Genomic DNA, 17,894 nt, shown 5'->3' on the forward strand with positions numbered 1-17,894 from the left:
CGCGGAGTCGGAACTCCCTGGGCGCCGCACGACGCGGCGCCCAGGGTGCCCCGGCCTCGCCGGCCCCCGTTCAGGCCACCGGTGTGGCGGTCCCGGTCGCACCGGCGACGCGCTGGTGGGCGCGGATCAGTTCGGCGTAGCGCAGGCCGCTCGCCTTCACCGTCCGGCGCTGGGTGGCGTAGTCGACGTGCACCAGGCCGAAGCGCTTGTCGTAGCCGTACGCCCACTCGAAGTTGTCCAACAGGGACCAGACGAAGTAGCCGTCCAGCGGCACGCCCCGGGCCACCGCCGACGCGCAGGCCGCCAGGTGCTGCTCCAGGTGGTCGGTGCGCTCCTTGTCCTCGACCGTGCCGTCCGCCGTGACCTCGTCCGGCCAGGCGGAACCGCTCTCCGTGACGATGATCCGGCCCGGCCGGTACTCCTCGTTGACCTCGACGAGCAGCCGCTCCAGTCCCGCCGGGTACATCTCCCAGCCCATGGCCGTCTCCACCGAGCCGGGCACCGGCACCTGTCGGGCGTACGGCGGCGGCCCGGTCGGGTCGTCGGCCACCACCTGGCGGAAGTAGTAGTTCACCCCGAGGAAGTCGGTGGGCGTGGCGATGACCGACAGGTCGTCGCCACGCACCGGCGGCTCGACCCCGTACGTGGCGACCATGTCGGCGGGGTAGCCGCGCCCGTGCACCGGGTCCAGCCACCAGCGGTTGACGTGTCCGTCGGCCCGCCGGGCCGCCGCGACGTCCTCGGGCCGGTCGGTCGCCGGCTCGATCGGGCTGAGGTTGAGCACCAGACCCACCGAGGCCGGTCGGGCGGCGTTGGCGCGGATGGCCTGGGTGGCCAGGCCGTGCCCGAGCAGCACGTGGTGTGAGGCGTGCACCGCGCGGGTCAGGTCCCGCTCGCCCGGGGCCATCCGCCCCTCCAGGTGCCCGATCCAGCACACGCAGAGCGGCTCGTTGACGGTGTTCCAGTCGGCCACCCGGTCGCCGAGGCGGCCGGCGACCACCGCCGCGTAGTCGGCGAACGCCTCGGCGGTGGAGCGCTCCGGCCAGCCGCCCCGGTCCTGCAGCACCTGCGGCAGGTCCCAGTGGTAGAGCGTGACGAACGGTCGGATCCCGTCGGCGAGCAGCGTGTCGACCAGCCGGTCGTAGAAGTCCAACCCGGCGGGGTTGACCCGGCCGACGCCGTCGGGCATCACCCGAGGCCAGGCCACCGAGAACCGGTACGCGTCGACGCCGAGCCGGCGCAGCAGCGCGAAGTCCTCCGGCCACCGGTGGTAGTGGTCGCAGGCCACCGCGCCGGTGTCGCCGTTGTCGACGTTGCCGGGGGTCGCCGAGAAGGTGTCCCAGATGGACGGCGCCCGGCCGTCGACGTCGACGGCCCCCTCGATCTGGTACGCCGCCGTGGCGACACCCCAGAGAAAGTCGGGCGGCAGCTTGGACAGGTCCGGCACGGGTCGGTTCTCCTCTGGGTTCGAATGACTCACTTGACAGCGCCGGCGGTGAGGCCGGCGACGAAGTAGCGCTGCAGGGCAAGGAAGCCGGCGACGACCGGGATGCTGACCACCAGCGAGGCGGCCATCACCTGGTTCCAGTAGACGTTGAACTGGGTGGAGTAGCCCTGCAGGCCGACGGCCAGGGTGCGGCTGCCCTCGTCGGTCATCACCGACGCGAAGAGCACCTCACCCCAGGCGGTCATGAACGCGTACACGGTGACCGCGACCACGCCGGGCACGGCGGCCGGGAGGATGACCCGGAACAGGATGCGCAGCGGGCCGGCCCCGTCGACCTGGGCGGCCTCGTCGAGCCCTCGGGGGATCGAGTCGAAGTAGCCGACCAGCATCCAGATCGAGAACGGCAGCGAGAAGGTGAGGTAGGTGATCACCAGACCGGTACGGCTGGCGTACAGCTCGACGCCGGTGGCGTTGCCCAGGTTGACGTAGATGAGGAACAGCGGCAGCAGGAACAGGATGCCGGGGAACATCTGGGTGGACAGGACCGTCACCGAGAAGACCCCGCGGCCGCGGAACCGGTAGCGACTGACCGCGAACGCGGCGAAGATCGCCACCGCGACCGAGCAGATCGCCGCGATGCTCGACACCACCAGACTGTTCACCAGGTAGCGGGCCAGCGGCACCGTGCTCCACATGTCGACGAACGGTTGCAGGGTGGGCCGGCTGGGCCACCAGGTGAAGCCGTTCTGCACGTCCTGCAGCGGCTTCGCCGCGGAGGTGACCATCACGTAGAGCGGGATGGTCACGAAGAGGGTGAGCAGGGTCAGCACGATGCGCCGGCCCCAGCGCTCACCAGCGGTCTCACGCATGGTCGTCCCTCCGGCGGTTGGTGATCAGCAGGTACGCGGCCGAGACGACCAGCAGGAACAGCAGCAGCGCCACCGACATCGCCGAGCCCGAGCCGAAGTCCCAGGTCTTGAAGGAGCTGCGGTAGATGTGGATGGAGATGAGGTCGGCCTGCTCGGGGGCGGAGCCGCCGAACAACACGTACGGGGTGTTGAAGTCGTTGAAGGTCCAGAGGAACAGCACCAGCAGCAGCACCAGGTTCACCGGCCGCAGCATGGGCAGGGTGACCGAGCGCAGTCGACGCCAGAACCCGGCGCCGTCGATCGCGGCGGCCTCGTACATCTCGCCGGGGACGTTCTGCAGGCCGGCCATCAGGCAGAGGAAGGCGAACGGCCAGTTGCGCCAGACCGACACGACCAGCAGCGACCAGAAGCTGTTGTCACCGATCAGCCAGAACGGCCGGTCGTTCATCAGCCCGAGCTGGTCGACCAGCACGTGGTTGACCAGGCCGGTGTCCCGCTGGAGCAGGAAGCTCCAGGTGATCACGGCGGTGTAGACCGGTAGGGCGTACGGGGTGAGGAAGAGCGCCCGCAGGATCGCCCGACCGCGGAACGGCCGTTGCAGCACGACGGCGGCCGCCATGCCGAGCAGCCAGGCGAACCCGACCGAGAGCAGGCTGTAGACCAGGGTGACCCAGAACGAGTGCAGCAGTTCCTTGCCGGCGGCGCTGTTCAGGTCGAGCGTGGCGCGGTAGTTCTCCAGCCCGACGAAGGGCGCGGTGGACCAGTTGCGGATGTGGAACTGGGTCAGCTCCAGCAGGCTCATCCAGACCCCGACCACCATCGGGATCACGTGGATGGCGAGTTCCAGCACGACGGCCGGTGCGAGCAGCAGGTACGGCAGGAGTGAGCGGCGGGGGCCGCGGGGCCGGCGAGCGGCCTTCCGGGCGGGTGACCCGGCCCGGGGTTCGCGCCGTCCGGCGTCCGGCGCGGTGGTGCTGGTTGCCATCGGGGTCCTCTCGGAGGCGGTGGCCGTGGCCGGGCTCCTCACCCGACCACGGCCACCGATGACGCGTGGGTCAGCGCATCTTCTGCTGCGCGTCGGTCAGCTTCGCCTTCACCGACGCCTCGGTGACGGGCTTTCCGCTCGCCGCGTCGGCGAACAACTCCTTCATCGCGGTGCCGACCAGGGTCTCGAAGGTGCTCTCCTCGGGCACCTGCGGCAGCGGGGCCGCGGTGGTGACCAGGGTCTCCTGGATGGTCTTCTGCTCCGGGGCGCTGAACGCCGGGTCGGAGGCCGCGGTCTTCACCGCCGGCAGCGAGCCGTACGTGCGGTTGAGGATCGTCTGCTCCTCGTCGCTGGTCATGAACTTCACGAAGCTCAGCGCGCCGTCACGGTTCTTGGTGTGCTTGAAGACCGCCATGTTGATCCCGGCGACCATGCTGTTGACCTTCTTGCCGCCGGCCGGCGGGCTGGCCAGGAACGGCACCGGGGCCACCCCGTACGCGTCGGCGGGCATGTTCTGCGTCTTCAGGTTCGACCCGGCGGACTGCCACAGGAGCATGGCGGCCTTGCCGTTGGCGAAGTCGGAGACCGACTGGTTCTGCGCGTACTCGGCGTTGCTCGGGTTGGTGATCTTGTCGGCGGCCATGAAGTCGATGTACCGCTTGATCGCCGAGACGTTCTGCGGGGTGTCGAAGGTCGGCTTGCCGGCCGAGTCGAACCACTCGCCGCCGTACTGCTGGCTGAAGGTGAACGCGTGGTGGGCGTTCTCCGACGGGTTGGCCCCCTCGATCGCCAGGCCCCACTTGCCGCCGGTGCTCAGCTTCTTGCCGTACTCGGCGAGCTGCTCCCACGTGGTCGGCGGGGCGGTGATGCCGGCGTCGGCGAACGACTTCTTGTTGTAGTACAGGCTGTACGCCATGCTGTAGAGCGGCACGGCGGCCGGCGGCTTGCCGGGGGCGCCGGCGGCGGCGAGCGCGGCGGGCACGATCCGGTCCTTGCCGCCGACGGCCTGCAGCGTGGCGTCGTCGAACTCGACCAGCGCGCCGGTCGCCTGCAGCGACGCCGACCAGGTGTTGCCGATGTTCACCACGTCCGGGCCCTTGCCCGACGCGGCGGCGGCGAGCAGCCGGTTGAGCAGGTCCGACCAGGGGACCACCTCGACGTTGACCTTGATGCCGGTCTGCTTCTCGAACTTGTCCAGCTCCGGCTGGAGGATCGTCTTGTCGGCCTCCAGGCTGGCGCCCTGGTTGCTGGCCCAGTAGGTGAGGGTCTTGCTCGATCCGGCGGAGTCGTCGCCGGAGCCGCCGCCGCAGGCGGTCAGCGAGGCGGCAGCCAGTACGGCGGCGGTGAATATCCCGAGGTGTCGTCTCGACACGGTCAGCCCTTCCGGTACGTGGTGGGGGTCCGCCGACCTCCGTCGTCGATAGGGGTGTGGGCGACGGAGGGCCGGCTGCGGACGGGGTTTCGGGGTGCGCCGTCGGTGGTCCGTCGGCGTTTCCCAGGAGTTACATCACGGCTTAATGAATGTCGTCATTAAAGTAGTTGTCCAGTGGGTCGTCAAGCACAGGGCGGTTACAGTCGCTCGAACGACCGACGGGATCGAGGTGCCGAGTGGAGCTGGCGCGAGCCACCAACCGGAGCGTCCGGCTGCGCAACAGGTCCGCCCTGCTGACGAAGCTCTTCCTCGACGCTCCGCTCACCCGCCAGGACCTGGTGCGCAGCACCGGGCTGAGCCAGCCGGCGGTCAGCAACGTGGTTGCCGACCTGATCGACGAGGGGCTGGTCGCCGAGGCGGGCGCCGCCGAGTCCGACGGTGGCCGGCCCAGCATGCTGCTGCGCGTCGCGCCCCGGTTCGCCTTCGTCGTCGGGGTGGACGTGGGCGAGACCCGGGTGCGGGTCGAGCTGTTCGACTTCGCGATGACCCTTCTGGCCAGCGTCGAGTACCCGCTCGACCCGGCCCGTACCGAGCCCGACGTGGTCGCCGGGCACGTGCTGGCCGGCATCGACGCGGTCACCGGCCAGGCCGGGGTGACCCCGGCCGACGTGCTCGGCGTCGGCATCGGCGTCTCCGGCGTGGTCGAACAGGGCGCCCAGGCCGTGGTGCACGCCCAGGCCCTGGGCTGGGACCGGGTGCCGTTGGAGCGCCTCATCGGTGCCGGCACCGACCTGCCGCTGCACATCGACAACGGCGCGAAGACCCTCGGTCAGGCCGAGATGTGGTTCGGCGCCGGCCGGGGCGCCCGGCACGCCGTCTTCGCGCTGGTCGGCTCCGGCGTGGGCGCGTCGGTGGTGACCAACGGCGCCACCTACCGGGGCGCGTCCAGCAGCGCGGGGGAGTGGGGGCACACCACCCTGGTGTACGGGGGCCGGGTCTGCCGGTGCGGCGCGCGCGGCTGCCTCGAGGCGTACGTCGGCGCGGAGGCGATCATCGACCGTTACCGGGAGGCGCGGGAGGGCCGCCCGGTGCCGGGCGAGGACGAGGAGTCCCAGCTCGCCGCCCTGGTGGCCGCAGCCGAAACCTCGGCCACCGCCCGTCGGGTGCTGGACGACACCGCCGGCTACCTCGGCGCCGGGGTGGCGAACCTGATCAACCTGTTCAACCCGGAGCGGGTGGTGCTCGGCGGCTGGGCGGCGATGGCGCTGGGCGACCTGCTGCCCGCCGTCCGGGACGCCGCCGGTCGGCAGGCGCTGCGCCAGCCGTACGAGCAGGCGTCGATCGAGCTGTGCCGGCTCGGGGTGGACGCGGTGGCGTTGGGGGCCGCCACGCTGCCGATCGCCCGGTTCCTCACCGAAGGTGGCGTACGTCGCTGACGGGCAAAACGCCCACAACAAACCTTCGGGATAAATAACAGTGTTATAGATCGATGTCTTGACGCCGTCGCAATCTCGCCGCAACACTCCTACGAGAGCGCTCTCCGCCCCGCGGCGCCGCGTCGGCGGCAATCCTCCAACCGCACCCACGGGCGAGCCCCGACCCCACCCAAGCGTCGTCCGTAACCCCCTATCGACAGGCGATGTCATGACATCTCGTGTTACATCCGCACGCCCGCGTCCCCGGCGTGCCATCCGGCACCTGCTTCTCGGGCTCACCGTGGCCCTGGTCGCGGCTCTGACCCCGACCGGCGCCACGACACCGGCGCAGGCCGCCCCCACCCTGCTCTCGCAGGGCCGCCCGGCCACCGCCTCGTCCACCGAGAACGCCGGCACCCCGGCCGGCGCCGCCGTCGACGGCAACACCGGCACCCGGTGGGCCAGCGCGTTCAGCGACCCCCAGTGGATCCAGGTCGACCTGGGCGCCCGGGCCACCCTGAGCCAGGTGACGCTGCAGTGGGAGGGCGCCTACGCCCGCGCCTTCCAGCTCCAGACCTCCGACGACGGCGCCACCTGGACCTCCATCTACAACACCACCGCCGGCACCGGCGGCACCCAGACCCTCACCGTCACCGGCGCCGGGCGGTACGTGCGGATGTACGGCACCGCCCGCGCCACCGGCTACGGCTACTCGCTCTGGGAGTTCCAGGTCTACGGCGAGATCGGCGGCAGCACGCCCACCTGCGGCAGCACCAACGTCGCGCAGGGCAGCCCGGCGACCGCCTCGTCCAGTCAGGATGCCGGCCTCGCGGCATCCGCGGCGGTCGACGGCAACCCGGGCACCCGGTGGGCCAGCGCCGCCAGCGACCCGCAGTGGCTGCGCGTCGACCTCGGCAGCACGCGCTCGATCTGCCGGGTGGTGCTCACCTGGGAGGCCGCGTACGCCCGGGCCTTCCAGCTCCAGACCTCGGCCGACGGCACCACCTGGACCACCATCTACTCGACCACCACCGGCACCGGCGGCACCCAGACCCTCACCGTCGCCGGCAGTGGCCGGTACCTGCGGATGTACGGCACTGTTCGGGGCACCGCCTACGGCTACTCGCTGTGGGAGCTGGCCGTGAACACGACCGGCGGGACCACCGAGCCGCCGGTCGATCCGACCGACCCGCGCAACCCGAACCTCGGGCCGAACACCTTCGTCTTCGACCCGAGCACCCCCACCTCCACCATCCAGAGTCGACTGAACACGCTGTTCACCCAGCAGGAGACGAACCAGTTCGGCCCGCAGCGCTACGCGGTGCTGTTCAAGCCGGGCACCTACACGGCCGACGTCAACCTCGGCTTCTTCACCCAGGTCGCCGGCCTGGGCATGAGCCCGGACGACGTCAACCTCAACGGCCACGTCCGCGCCGAGGCCTTCTGGTTCGGCGGCAACGCCACCCAGAACTTCTGGCGGGCCGCCGAGAACCTCTCGGTCACCCTGCCCGCCGGGCAGACCGTGGAGCGCTGGGCGGTGTCCCAGGCGGCGCCGTACCGGCGGATGCACCTGCGCGGCGCGCAGAACCAGATCCAGCTGTGGAACGGCGGCGACGGCTGGTCCAGCGGCGGCCTGATGGCCGACACCCGCATCGACGGCCTGGTGGTCTCCGGTTCGCAGCAGCAGTGGTACTCGCGCAACAGCGAGTTCGGCAACGGCTGGACCGGCTCGGTCTGGAACATGGTCTTCCAGGGCGTCAACGGCGCACCGCCACCGCACTTCCCCAACCCGTCGCACACCGTCATCCCGCAGACCCCGCAGGTACGCGAGAAGCCGTTCCTCTACGTGGACGGCACCGGTGAGTACCGGGTCTTCGTGCCGGCGCTGCGCAGCAACTCGACCGGCACGAGCTGGTACAACAAGACCCCGGCCGGCTCCTCGATCTCGCTGTCGCAGTTCTTCGTCGTCCAGCAGGGCACCAGCGCGGCCACCATCAACGCGGCCCTGGCCCAGGGCAAGCACCTGCTCTTCACCCCGGGCGTGCACCGCGTCACCGAGCCGATCCAGGTCAACCGGGCCGACACGGTGGTCCTCGGCCTCGGCCTGGCCACCATCCAGGCCGACAACGGCAGCGTCGGGATGCGGGTGGCCGACGTGGACGGTGTCAAGGTGGCCGGCATCATGTTCGAGGCCGGCACGACCAACTCGCCGGTGCTGATGGAGGTCGGCCCGGCCGGTTCGGCGGCGAGCCACGCCGCGAACCCGACCTCGCTGCACGACGTCTTCTTCCGCATCGGCGGGCCGCACGTCGGCAAGGCCACCAACACGCTGACCGTCAACAGCGACAACGTGATCGGCGACCACATGTGGCTGTGGCGGGCCGACCACGCCGCCCAGGGCGTGCCCACCGGATGGACGCTGAACACCGCCGACACCGGGCTCACGGTCAACGGCGACAACGTCACCATGTACGGCCTCTTCGTCGAGCACTACCAGAAGTACCAGACCATCTGGAACGGCAACGGCGGGCGGACGTACTTCTACCAGAACGAGATGCCGTACGACCCGCCCAACCAGGCGGCCTGGATGAACGGCGCGACCCGCGGGTACGCCGCGTACAAGGTGGCCGACTCGGTCACCAGCCACCAGGCGTTCGGGATGGGCAGCTACTGCTACTTCAACGTGAACCCGGCCGTCGTCGCCGACCGGGCCATCGAGGCGCCCACCAACCCGAACGTGCGGTTCACCAACATGGTCACCGTCTCACTCGGCGGCGTCGGCACCATCAACCGGGTGATCAACAACACCGGCGGCACCGCGAACGCGGCCACCCAGCAGGTGTACCTGACCACCTACCCCTGACCGGGGCGCCCGCGCCGGTCCGGTCGCGCCGTCGACCGGGCCGGGCGGGTCGCACCGTGGGCCGGGCCGGCCGGGTCCCGCCGAAGACCCGGCCGGTCCCGGTCGCGCCGTGCACCGCACCGCACCTCGGCGGACCCGCAACCGTCGGGCATACGACTCCTGGCGCGTCGGCCGCGACGATCACGCAACAGCTGGGCTGGCATCGACGGTCCTATACTGTGCGTACCGGTCGTGGAACCCGTGAGCGGAGGCGGGCGTGCCACTCTTTTTCCTGAGCTACGCCCAAGAGGACAACCGCAACGGTCAGGTGCAGGCGTTCTTCGGCGATCTCAGCGAGGCGGTGGCCGGGCTTGCCGGGGTCCGCTGGCACGAGGCGGGCTTCATCGACGGGCAGATCCTGCTCGGCAGCACCTGGACGGACACGCTGGCCAACGCGCTGTCGACCAGCGCCTGCCTGATCGCGCTGACCTCCCCCCGGTACGTCGTCAGCGACTACTGCGGCCGGGAGTTCCGGGTCTTCGCCGACCGGATCGACGAGCACGAGCGGCAGCACCAGGTCCGTCCGCCGGCCCTGGTGCCGGTGCAGTGGATTCCCTGCGACCGGTTGCCCGAGGCGGTCGGGGCCTTCCAGTACCGCAACTTCCCGACCGGCACGGTCTACGCCCAGGACGGGCTGCTCACCCTCAAACAGCGCCGCCGGCACGAGGACGAGTACAAGGACTTCGTGGACGCGCTGGCCAAGCACATCGTGCAGACCGCCCGCGAGCACACCCTGCACCGGCCGGCACAGCGCCCGACACTGGCCAAGGTGACCAGCGCCTTCGGGCAACCGGCCCGGCCGCAGACGCAGACCGGGCCGGCGGCGGCGGGCGCGGTGCAACGGGCCACCAGCGCGCGGCACGTGCACATCGTGCTGGTCGCCGGCAGCTCCGCCGAGCTGGTCGGCAGCCGCCCCGGGGCCGAGGATCGCTACGGCGCGGTGTCCCGGGACTGGCGTCCGTACCGGCCCGAGCTGGAGGTGCCGATCGGCAGTTGGGCCGGCGCCATCGCCACCACCAAGAGCTACGGCTGGACGGTGGAGGACGCGGAGGACCTGGCGGCGGTGCGGGAGTGGGCGCGGGCGCACAACCAGATCGTCGTGCTGGTGGTCGACGTCTGGTCGGCCGACCTGCCGCGCTACCGGCTCAGTCTGATCGGCTACGACCGGGACGTGGACGCGCCCCGGGCGCCGGTGCTGGTGCCCTGGACGGCCGCGGACGACGCGGCGTCCGGAGGCAACCGCAAGATGTGGGACACGCTGGCCCGGGTGCTTCCGCACCACGTGCTGCACAACACCCGCGAGGTGTGGCGTACCGAGATCCCTACCTCGGCCCGCTTCCAGGAGGAGCTGGAGGACGTGCTGGTGGTCGAGCAGGGTCGGATCTACCGCACGGGCACGGTCTACCAGGAGCCGCCCACGGACGGCACCGGGCAACGCCCGATCCTCGAAGGTCCCTAGGGGAGGCAGGCCATGGCGGTCAACGAGACGGCACGTGGGCAGATCGTCACGTTCTACTCGTACAAGGGTGGCACCGGCCGGACCATGGCCCTGGCCAACGTGGCCTGGATCCTGGCCAGCCAGGGCCTGCAGGTGCTGGTCGTCGACTGGGACCTGGAATCCCCGGGCCTGCACCGCTACTTCCATCCGTTCCTGCGGGACAAGGAACTGCGGGCCACCCCCGGTGTGATCGAGATGATCTGGGATTACTCGATCGCCACCATGCAACGCAACCGCGACGAGGACTCCCAGGAACTCCTCACCGGGCATGCCAAGATCCAGCGCAGGGCGGTCTCGCTGAACTGGGACTTCAGCCACGGCGGCGTGATCGACTTCGTGGCCGCCGGGCAGCAGGACACGGCGTACTCCCGGCTGGTGAGCACCTTCGACTGGGCCAACTTCTACCAGCGGCAGGGCGGCGCGTCGTTCATCGACGCCGTCCGCGCGCAGATGCGCGCCGAGTACGACGTGGTGCTGATCGACAGCCGCACCGGGCTCAGCGACGTGGCCGGCATCTGCACCGTGCAACTGCCCGACCTGGTGGTCAACTGCTTCACCATGTCCACCCAGAGCATCCGCGGCGCGGCGGCGGTGGCCCGCTCCATCCGCAGCCAACGCCCCGACGACCCGCCGCTGCTGCTGCCGGTGCCGATGCGGGTGGAGGACGCCGAGTTGCGCAAGCTGGAGACCGGGCGGGACCTGGTCCGCGCCGAGTTCGCCCCGTTCCTCGACCACCTCTCCGACGCGGCGGCCGCGCGCTACTGGAACACGATCGAGGTGCCCTACCGCGCCTTCTACGCCTACGAGGAGATCCTCGCCGCCTTCGGCGACCGACCCGAGCAGGTTGGCACCCTGCTGTCCGCGTACGAGCAGCTCGCCTCGGTGGTCACCGGCGGGCGGGTCAGCAGCCTGCACCCGATGCCCGAGGAGGACCGGCGTCGCTCGCTGACCGAGTTCGAGCGCAGCCGGCTCACGGCCGAGCAGGCCGTTCTCGTCAGCTACGCCTCCGCCGACCGGCTCTGGGCCGAGTGGATCACCGACCAGTTGGAGGAGGCCGGGCTGCGGGTGGACCGCCGGGCGGTGGACGTGCCGCTGCGCGCCGGCGGGCGAGCCGAGTTCGACCGGGCCGTCGGTGGCGCCAGCCGGGTGCTGGCCGTCCTCACCCGGCACTACGCGGGCACGTCGCTCGCCGCCGAGCTGTGGAAGGGCGCCACCAGCCGCGACCAGCTCGGCGGGGGTGGACTGCTGGTGCCCCTGCGGGTGGACGAGTCGCGGCTGGCCGTGCCGTACACCGACCGCAGCCCCGTGGACCTCACCGACATCGACCCGTCCACGGCCCGGACCAGGCTGCTGGAGGCGGCCGGCGCCCCGGCGGCCGCGGTCGGCGGGCGTCCGGTCGGTCGGTTCCCCGGCCCGTTCCCGGCGGTGTCCAACGTGCGCCAGCACGGCACGCCGTTCGTCGGCCGCGCCGCCCAGCTCGAGGCTCTGCGCGACCGGCTCACCACCTCACCGGACTCGGCGACGCAGGTCGTGCACGGCCTCGGCGGGGTGGGCAAGACCCAACTCGCCGCCGAGTACGCGCTGCGCTTCGGCCGCGACTACGACCTGGTCTGGTGGATCCCGGCGGACAGCGAGGACCGCATCCGCGGCGGCCTGGCCGACCTCGGCCAGGCGATGGGGCTGGGCACCGGCGGCGGCGCCGACGCGGTCCGCCGCGTGCTCGACGCGCTGCGTCGCGGAGGCCCGGACCGGCGCTGGCTGATCATCCTGGACAACGCCAACGAGCCCACCCGCGCCATCCGGACCCTGCTGCCGCAGGGGCCGGGCCACGTGCTGCTCACCACCCGGGACCAGAGCTGGAGCGAGTACGCCACCGCGACCGAGTTGACCGTCTTCGACCGCGCCGAGAGCGTCCAGCTGCTGCGGGACCGGGTCGCCGGTCTCACCGAGGACGAGGCGACCCAGGTGGCCGAGAAGCTCGGCGACCTACCGCTCGCGGTCGAGCAGGGTGCGGCGTACCTGCGGGCCACGGCGATGCAGGTCGAGCGGTACCTCACCTCCCTGGACACCCCGGGGCTGCTGCGGATCCTCGACGGCCGGCAGTCCGCCGGCTACTCCAAGGCCCTCGCCGCCACCTGGCTGGTCACCCTGGCCCAGCTGCGCTCGGAGAAACCGGCGGCGGCCCGGCTGCTGGAGCTCTGTTCGTTCTACGCGCCGGAGCCCATCCCGGTGGCCATGCTCACCGGCGACCGCTTCGCGAGCTTCATGGCGCCGTTCGACCCGACGCTGACCGACCCGATCCTGCAGGGCCTGGTCACCGCCGAGCTGGGACGCTACGGCCTGGCCCAGGTGGACGCGGAGAACAACTCCGTCCGCATCCACCGGCTGGTCCAACTGGTCATCCAGGACCAGCTCGACGATCCGGAGGAGGCCCGCCGGCAGGCCCAACTGCTGCTCGCCGCGGCCAGCCCGCGCGACCCGGACCGGCCGGGCAACTGGCCCCGCTATGCCGAGTTGTGGCCGCACGTACGCCCCAGCGGCCTGCACCTGTCCACGATGGACGAGGCGCGGCAGCTGGTCGTGGACACCGTGCGCTACCTCTACCGGCGCGGCGACTACGACACCAGCCGGGCGCTGGCGCAGGAGTCGCTGGACAGCTGGCGCGACACCGACGACGACGATCCCACCAAGCTGCGGATGCGCTTCCACCTGGCCAACGTGCTGCGGGCGCAGAGCCACTTCGACCGGGCGTACGAGATCGACCGGGACGTCTACGACCGGCAACGGCGGATCTTCGGTGAGGAGCACCTGTACACCCTGATGACCGCCCGCAGTCTGGGCGCGGACCTGCGTGCCCAGGGTCTCTACCACGAGGCCGAGGCGCAGGACCGGCGCACCCTCGAGCTGAGCGTGCGCAGTTTCGGCGACGACAGCGGCCGGACGCTCATCGCGGAGAACAATCTCGCCGTGTCGTTGCGGCTGGTGGGTGACTTCCGCGGCGCCGCCCTGCTGGACCAGCACATCCACGAGCGGCGGCGCGACCGCTTCGGCGAGGAGGACCCGTCCACCCTGGCGTCGGCCAGCAACTACGGGCGCGGTCTGCGGGACACCGGCGAGCTGTGGCGGTCGCACAGCGTGCTGCAACGCACGTACACGATCCAGCAGAAGGTGATCGGCGCGGACCACCCGGAGACGCTGCGGACGGCCAAGGAGCTGGCGCTGACGCTGCGCCAGCTCGGCCGCTTCGCCGACGCGCACCGGCTGATCGAGCGGACCGTGCTCCGCTACCAGCGCACCCTCGGCGCCGAGCACGCCGACACGCTGTCGGCCGAGATGGCGCTGGCCACCACCTGGTCGGCGGTGGGTGACAACCAGACCGCGCTGCGGGTGGCCCGGCGGCTGCGCGACGGCTACAACGAGGTGCTCGGCGAGACGCACGCGATCACCCTGGCCTGCCTGAACAACCTCGGGGTGCTGCTGCGCAAGCAGGGCGACCACGGTCAGGCGCGGGATCTCTCCCAGCGGGTCCGCGACCAGTTGCTGGCGAACCTCGGTGAGCGCCACCCGCACACCCTGCTGGCCACCCTCAACCTGGCCAACGACCTGTTCGCCCTCGGTGACCGGGAAACCGCCCTGCTGCTGGACACCACCGCGTACGTGGAGCTGACCCGGGCACTGGGCGCCGAGCATCCCGACACCCTCTCCGCGTCGGTCAACCTGGCGGTGAGCCGGCTCGCCACCGAGAGCGAGGCCGACGCCGGGCGGGCCCTCTACGACGAGGCGTTCGGGCAGCTGGTGCAGCTCTTCGGCGGCGACAACCCACGGGTGGTCCAGGCTCGCCAGCAGGACCGCTCCAACGCCTACATCGAGCCGGCCCTGCTCTAGGCGGTCACACCCGGGTCGGCGGCGACGGCGACAATGGACAGGTGATGGTTTTCCGTACCGACCGCCTGTCCCTGCGACGTCTGCGCGACGACGATCTCGACGCCCTGGCGACCATGAACGCCGATCCGGAGGTCATGCGCTACATCATGGACGGTTCCGTGCGGGATCGTGAGCAGAGCGCGGCGGGTCTCCGCAAGATGATCCACGACTGGGACGTCCGGGGGTTCGGCCTGTTCGCCGTCGAGCTGCGGGAGACCGGCGAGGTGGCCGGATGGGTCGGTCTCGCGGTGCCCGAGTTCCTTCCGGAGGTCCTGCCGGCCGTCGAGATCGGTTGGCGGCTGGACCAGAGGTTCTGGGGGCACGGGTACGCCGCCGAGGCCGCCGCCGGGGTCCTTCGGTTCGGCTTCGAGGACCGCGGCCTGGATCGGATCATCAGCATCCGGCACGTGGACAACGTCCGGTCCGCGCGGGTCATGGAGAAGCTGGGGATCTCGTACGCGTTCCGCACCGTCGTACCGGAACACCAGCAGCCCGTCGCCGTGCACGAGATCACCCGCGAGCAGTACCTGGCCCGCCGTCGCGGTTGACCGCTGCGGGGCCCGGCTGCGGAGCGGTGTCCAGGCACCACGCCGCCAGCGCCAGCGGGTCGGCGTCCGGCAGCGCCCGGTGGGCCTCGCGAACCAGGTCCGGGCGGGTCACCAGGGAACGGGCCGCGGCCGGGTGCCCGGTCAGCCGGGCGGCGAGCGCCAGCCCCACCCAGGCGTCGGTGTCCCCGTGGTCGTCACGCAGCCGTCGCTGGTATCCGTGCAGCGCACTCTCGGGGTCGCCTGCCGCGTAGGCCCGGTCGGCCGAATCCATCGTGGACGGATCGGTGTCGCCGGCCCGCAGTCGCCCCCGTGCCGCCGCTTCCGGGCCGGTGTCCGCGGCGAGCGCCGGGGCGGCCGGACCGGGCGCGACCGTCGGCGGCGGGCCGTTGCCCGGGCACGGCTCGCCTCGCCGCCACGCCCGCACCGCGCGGTCGACCTCGTCCGGGTGCGGGCGCAGGTTGGTAAGGCCCCAACGCACCGCGCCGCCGTCGGCCACGTCCCGCACCGCCGCCTCGACCCGGGCGTCCACGGGCTCACGCCAGCCGCGCAGCGTGTCCGCCATGCCGGCGGTGAACGTCCGCCCCGCGTCGGTCAGCTCGGTGGCGGCCGCGAGCTGCCGGACCGCCCGCGCGGTCTGCTCCCGCCAGTACGCGAACTCGAAGGCGGCGTCGACGCCCTCGGCCCGGCGGCAGCGCCACACCTCGGCCACCCCCAGGTGCGCGTACGCGCCCTGCAACAGCGCGCCGACCGGCCGTGGGTCGAGCCGCCACGGCGCCCGGTAGCGGGCCGGCCCGCCGGGGTGGTGCAGCGGCACCAGGTCCAGCAGCGCACCGAGCTTCGTGTGTTGCAGCTCGTGCACCAGCAGCAGGGCGAGGGTCTTCGGGTCGGCCGGTACGGAGAGCGCGATGGCGCCCAGCGCGTCCCGGCTGGTCGCGCTCACCGCGTGCCCGGATGGCGGGGGCCGCAGCGGCACCAGCGAGCGCAGCAGCCCGGTCAGCCCGTCGGCGTGCGCCGGTAGGTGCCCGCGCAGCCAGCGCCACGCCTGCCCGGTCAGCCGGGCCAGGTCCGCGGCGTCGGCGTCGGCCAGCCGGGGCGTGGGTGGGTGGTGGTAGCGCTGCCGCCACGGGTCCTGGTCCTCGATGGTCACCTCCACGCCGCTCGCCGGTGTGATCCGCCGTACCGGCAGCCAGCGCGCCGACCCGTGGCCGGCGACGACGCGTACCGTGCCGTGCCCGGCGCTCACCACCGTCGGGCCGGGGGTGAGGCCCACCGCGCCGCCGAGGGTGGGCAGCAGCAGCGTGCCGTCCGGGCAGGGCAGGGTCAGATCGAAGGCGAGCCCGGCGCGGGTCGCGGCGGCGGCGGCGACCGCCGCCAGGTAGCCGGCGTCGGCCGGCCCGGCGATGGCGGCGCGGGCCCAGCCGGTGAGCGGCGGGTGCGCCAGCACCTCGGCGACCGCGAGCGGGTCGGCCCGCTCGGCCCGGGTGAGCAGCTCCAGGCCGTCGCGGACCAGCGGGTCGCCGCCGTACGCCCGGGCGGCGGCGACCGTCAGCAGACGGCGTCGGCCCTGCTGCCCGCCGCGCAGCACGTCGAGGGTGCCGGCGTCGCCGTGCCCGCCGGCCAGCCCGGCGAACTGCGCGTCCGACAGCGGCCCCGGCACCTGCTCACCGTCCCGTCGACACGGCCGCGCCGGCCCGTCCGGCACCCGACGCGCCGGCGGGCGGCGTGACGACGGTGCGGCGCAGCGCGTCCACGTCGGCGGCCACCACCGACTGCACGTGCCGGATCAGCCGGAACAGGTCGGCACAGTAGACCGACGGGTGCGCGAAGCCGGCGCCGTCGCGGAAACGGTGCGCGTACAGGCCACCGCCGCACGCGCCGACCACCGGGCAGGCCCGGCAGGCCGGGGCGAGGGCCGCGATCCCGGTGGGTCGCCCGGCCAGCGACGGGTGGCCCAGCGCCTCGTCGAACGTGTGCCGGAAGACGTCCAGCCCGGTACGCATCACCGACGCCGTGGTCGTCTTGAGGGTGTCGGTGCCCTCGATGGTGCCGTCGGTCTCGATCGTCATGATGTCGGGGTCGGTCGCGCCCAAAGCCTGCGTGCCGCTGCGCCCGCCGAGCAGCAGCGCGATCAGCGACTCGAACAGCCGGATGCCGGTGCGTCGGGGAGTCTCCCCGTACCAGGTGTCGAAGACGGCGATCAGCCAGTCCGCGTACGGGGTGGCCGGGTCACCCGGGTGGCGTCCGGGCGGGGGAGCGGTCCAGTTGCCGTGCGGCAGCAACAGGTCCAGCCGGGGCGGGTCGAACTCCCGCAGGCTCCGGTAGACGACGACCGGGTCGTTGGCCAGGTCGACGGTGCAGAGCAGCCCGGCGTACCGGGCCCGGTGCTCGGGCCGGGCCAGCAGGCGCAGGGCGGCGGCGACCTCGGTGAAGCTGCCCCGCCCGTCGGCGTGCCGGCGGTACCGGTCGTTGGCCGTCCGGTCACCGTCCAGGCTCACGCCGATGTCGATGCCGTGCGTGTGGCACAGGGCGAGCATGGCCTCGTCCAGCAGCACCCCGTTGGTCTGCATCGCGACGTCGAGCGTGGCGCCGGTGGGCATCGCGGCGCGCAGGGTCCGTACCGTCCGGTCGAGCACGGCGGCGCCGGCCAGCAGCGGCTCTCCGCCGTGCAGCACCACCCGGACCCGGTCGGTGCCGTGGCGGGCGACGTGCGCGGCCAGCCGGTCGGCAACCCGGTCCACGGTGGCGGGCGCGATGACCCGGGGCCGGTCCCGCCAGCCCTGGTCGGCGTGCCGGTAGACGTAGCAGTAGTCGCAGGCCAGGTTGCAGCGCGAGTGGACCTTGAGCACGAGCTGGCGTACCCGGGGTGCCGCAGCGGATGGCGCGTCGGGGACAGGCCGGGCCGGGGCGGCCGACGGCGAGGCGTCGGCCGGCACG

General features: G+C 72.3%; 11 protein-coding genes. 5 read left to right on the top strand and 6 right to left on the bottom strand.

Translation table 11 applies throughout. From position 1 onward, the window contains the following. Positions 1-70: 70 nt before the first annotated feature. From ACTWLT_RS12145 to ACTWLT_RS12160, 4 genes are all read right to left on the bottom strand, one after another. On the bottom strand, positions 71-1,447 hold the full coding sequence (locus ACTWLT_RS12145; protein ID WP_445318458.1) for a GH1 family beta-glucosidase: 1,377 nt from the start codon (positions 1,445-1,447) through the stop codon (positions 71-73). A 29-nt stretch (positions 1,448-1,476) separates the two neighbouring features. After that, the gene (locus ACTWLT_RS12150) at positions 1,477-2,316 is read right to left on the bottom strand and encodes a carbohydrate ABC transporter permease (protein WP_445318459.1); all 840 of its coding nucleotides are present in this window, start codon (positions 2,314-2,316) and stop codon (positions 1,477-1,479) included. After that, the gene (locus ACTWLT_RS12155; protein ID WP_445318460.1) at positions 2,309-3,301 is read right to left on the bottom strand and encodes a carbohydrate ABC transporter permease; all 993 of its coding nucleotides are present in this window, start codon (positions 3,299-3,301) and stop codon (positions 2,309-2,311) included. Before ACTWLT_RS12155 ends, ACTWLT_RS12150 begins: the two co-directional genes overlap by 8 nt. Positions 3,302-3,371: 70 nt before the next feature. Continuing rightward, complete coding sequence (locus tag ACTWLT_RS12160; RefSeq protein ID WP_445318461.1) at positions 3,372-4,673, bottom strand: ABC transporter substrate-binding protein; 1,302 nt, start codon at positions 4,671-4,673, stop codon at positions 3,372-3,374. A gap of 236 nt (positions 4,674-4,909) precedes the next feature. Between ACTWLT_RS12160 and ACTWLT_RS12165 the strand changes: the two genes are divergently transcribed. From ACTWLT_RS12165 to ACTWLT_RS12185, 5 genes are all read left to right on the top strand, one after another. Beyond that, positions 4,910-6,109, top strand: a complete 1,200-nt coding sequence (locus ACTWLT_RS12165) for an ROK family transcriptional regulator (protein WP_445318462.1) — start codon at positions 4,910-4,912, stop codon at positions 6,107-6,109. A 208-nt stretch (positions 6,110-6,317) separates the two neighbouring features. Then, positions 6,318-8,951: a pectate lyase-like domain-containing protein gene (locus ACTWLT_RS12170; RefSeq protein ID WP_445318463.1), complete on the top strand. Its 2,634-nt coding sequence runs from the start codon at positions 6,318-6,320 to the stop codon at positions 8,949-8,951. Positions 8,952-9,207: 256 nt separating this feature from the next. Further along, the gene (locus ACTWLT_RS12175; protein WP_445318464.1) at positions 9,208-10,449 is read left to right on the top strand and encodes a TIR-like protein FxsC; all 1,242 of its coding nucleotides are present in this window, start codon (positions 9,208-9,210) and stop codon (positions 10,447-10,449) included. Between the two features lie 12 nt (positions 10,450-10,461). After that, complete coding sequence (gene fxsT, locus ACTWLT_RS12180) at positions 10,462-14,373, top strand: FxSxx-COOH system tetratricopeptide repeat protein (RefSeq protein ID WP_252415503.1); 3,912 nt, start codon at positions 10,462-10,464, stop codon at positions 14,371-14,373. 44 nt (positions 14,374-14,417) lie between these two features. Next, positions 14,418-14,960: a GNAT family N-acetyltransferase gene (locus tag ACTWLT_RS12185; RefSeq protein ID WP_445318465.1), complete on the top strand. Its 543-nt coding sequence runs from the start codon at positions 14,418-14,420 to the stop codon at positions 14,958-14,960. Here the strand turns inward: ACTWLT_RS12185 and ACTWLT_RS12190 are convergent. Together ACTWLT_RS12190 and ACTWLT_RS12195 are read right to left on the bottom strand one after the other, a co-directional pair. Then, positions 14,923-16,617, bottom strand: coding sequence for an aKG-HExxH-type peptide beta-hydroxylase (locus ACTWLT_RS12190; protein WP_445318466.1), 1,695 nt, complete (start codon positions 16,615-16,617; stop codon positions 14,923-14,925). The two genes, ACTWLT_RS12185 and ACTWLT_RS12190, sit on opposite strands and share 38 nt — an antisense overlap. A gap of 4 nt (positions 16,618-16,621) precedes the next feature. Beyond that, positions 16,622-17,893: an FxsB family cyclophane-forming radical SAM/SPASM peptide maturase gene (locus ACTWLT_RS12195; RefSeq protein WP_445318467.1), complete on the bottom strand. Its 1,272-nt coding sequence runs from the start codon at positions 17,891-17,893 to the stop codon at positions 16,622-16,624. Between the last annotated feature and the right edge of the window lies 1 nt (position 17,894).

It is taken from the genome of Micromonospora yongxingensis (assembly GCF_052601155.1).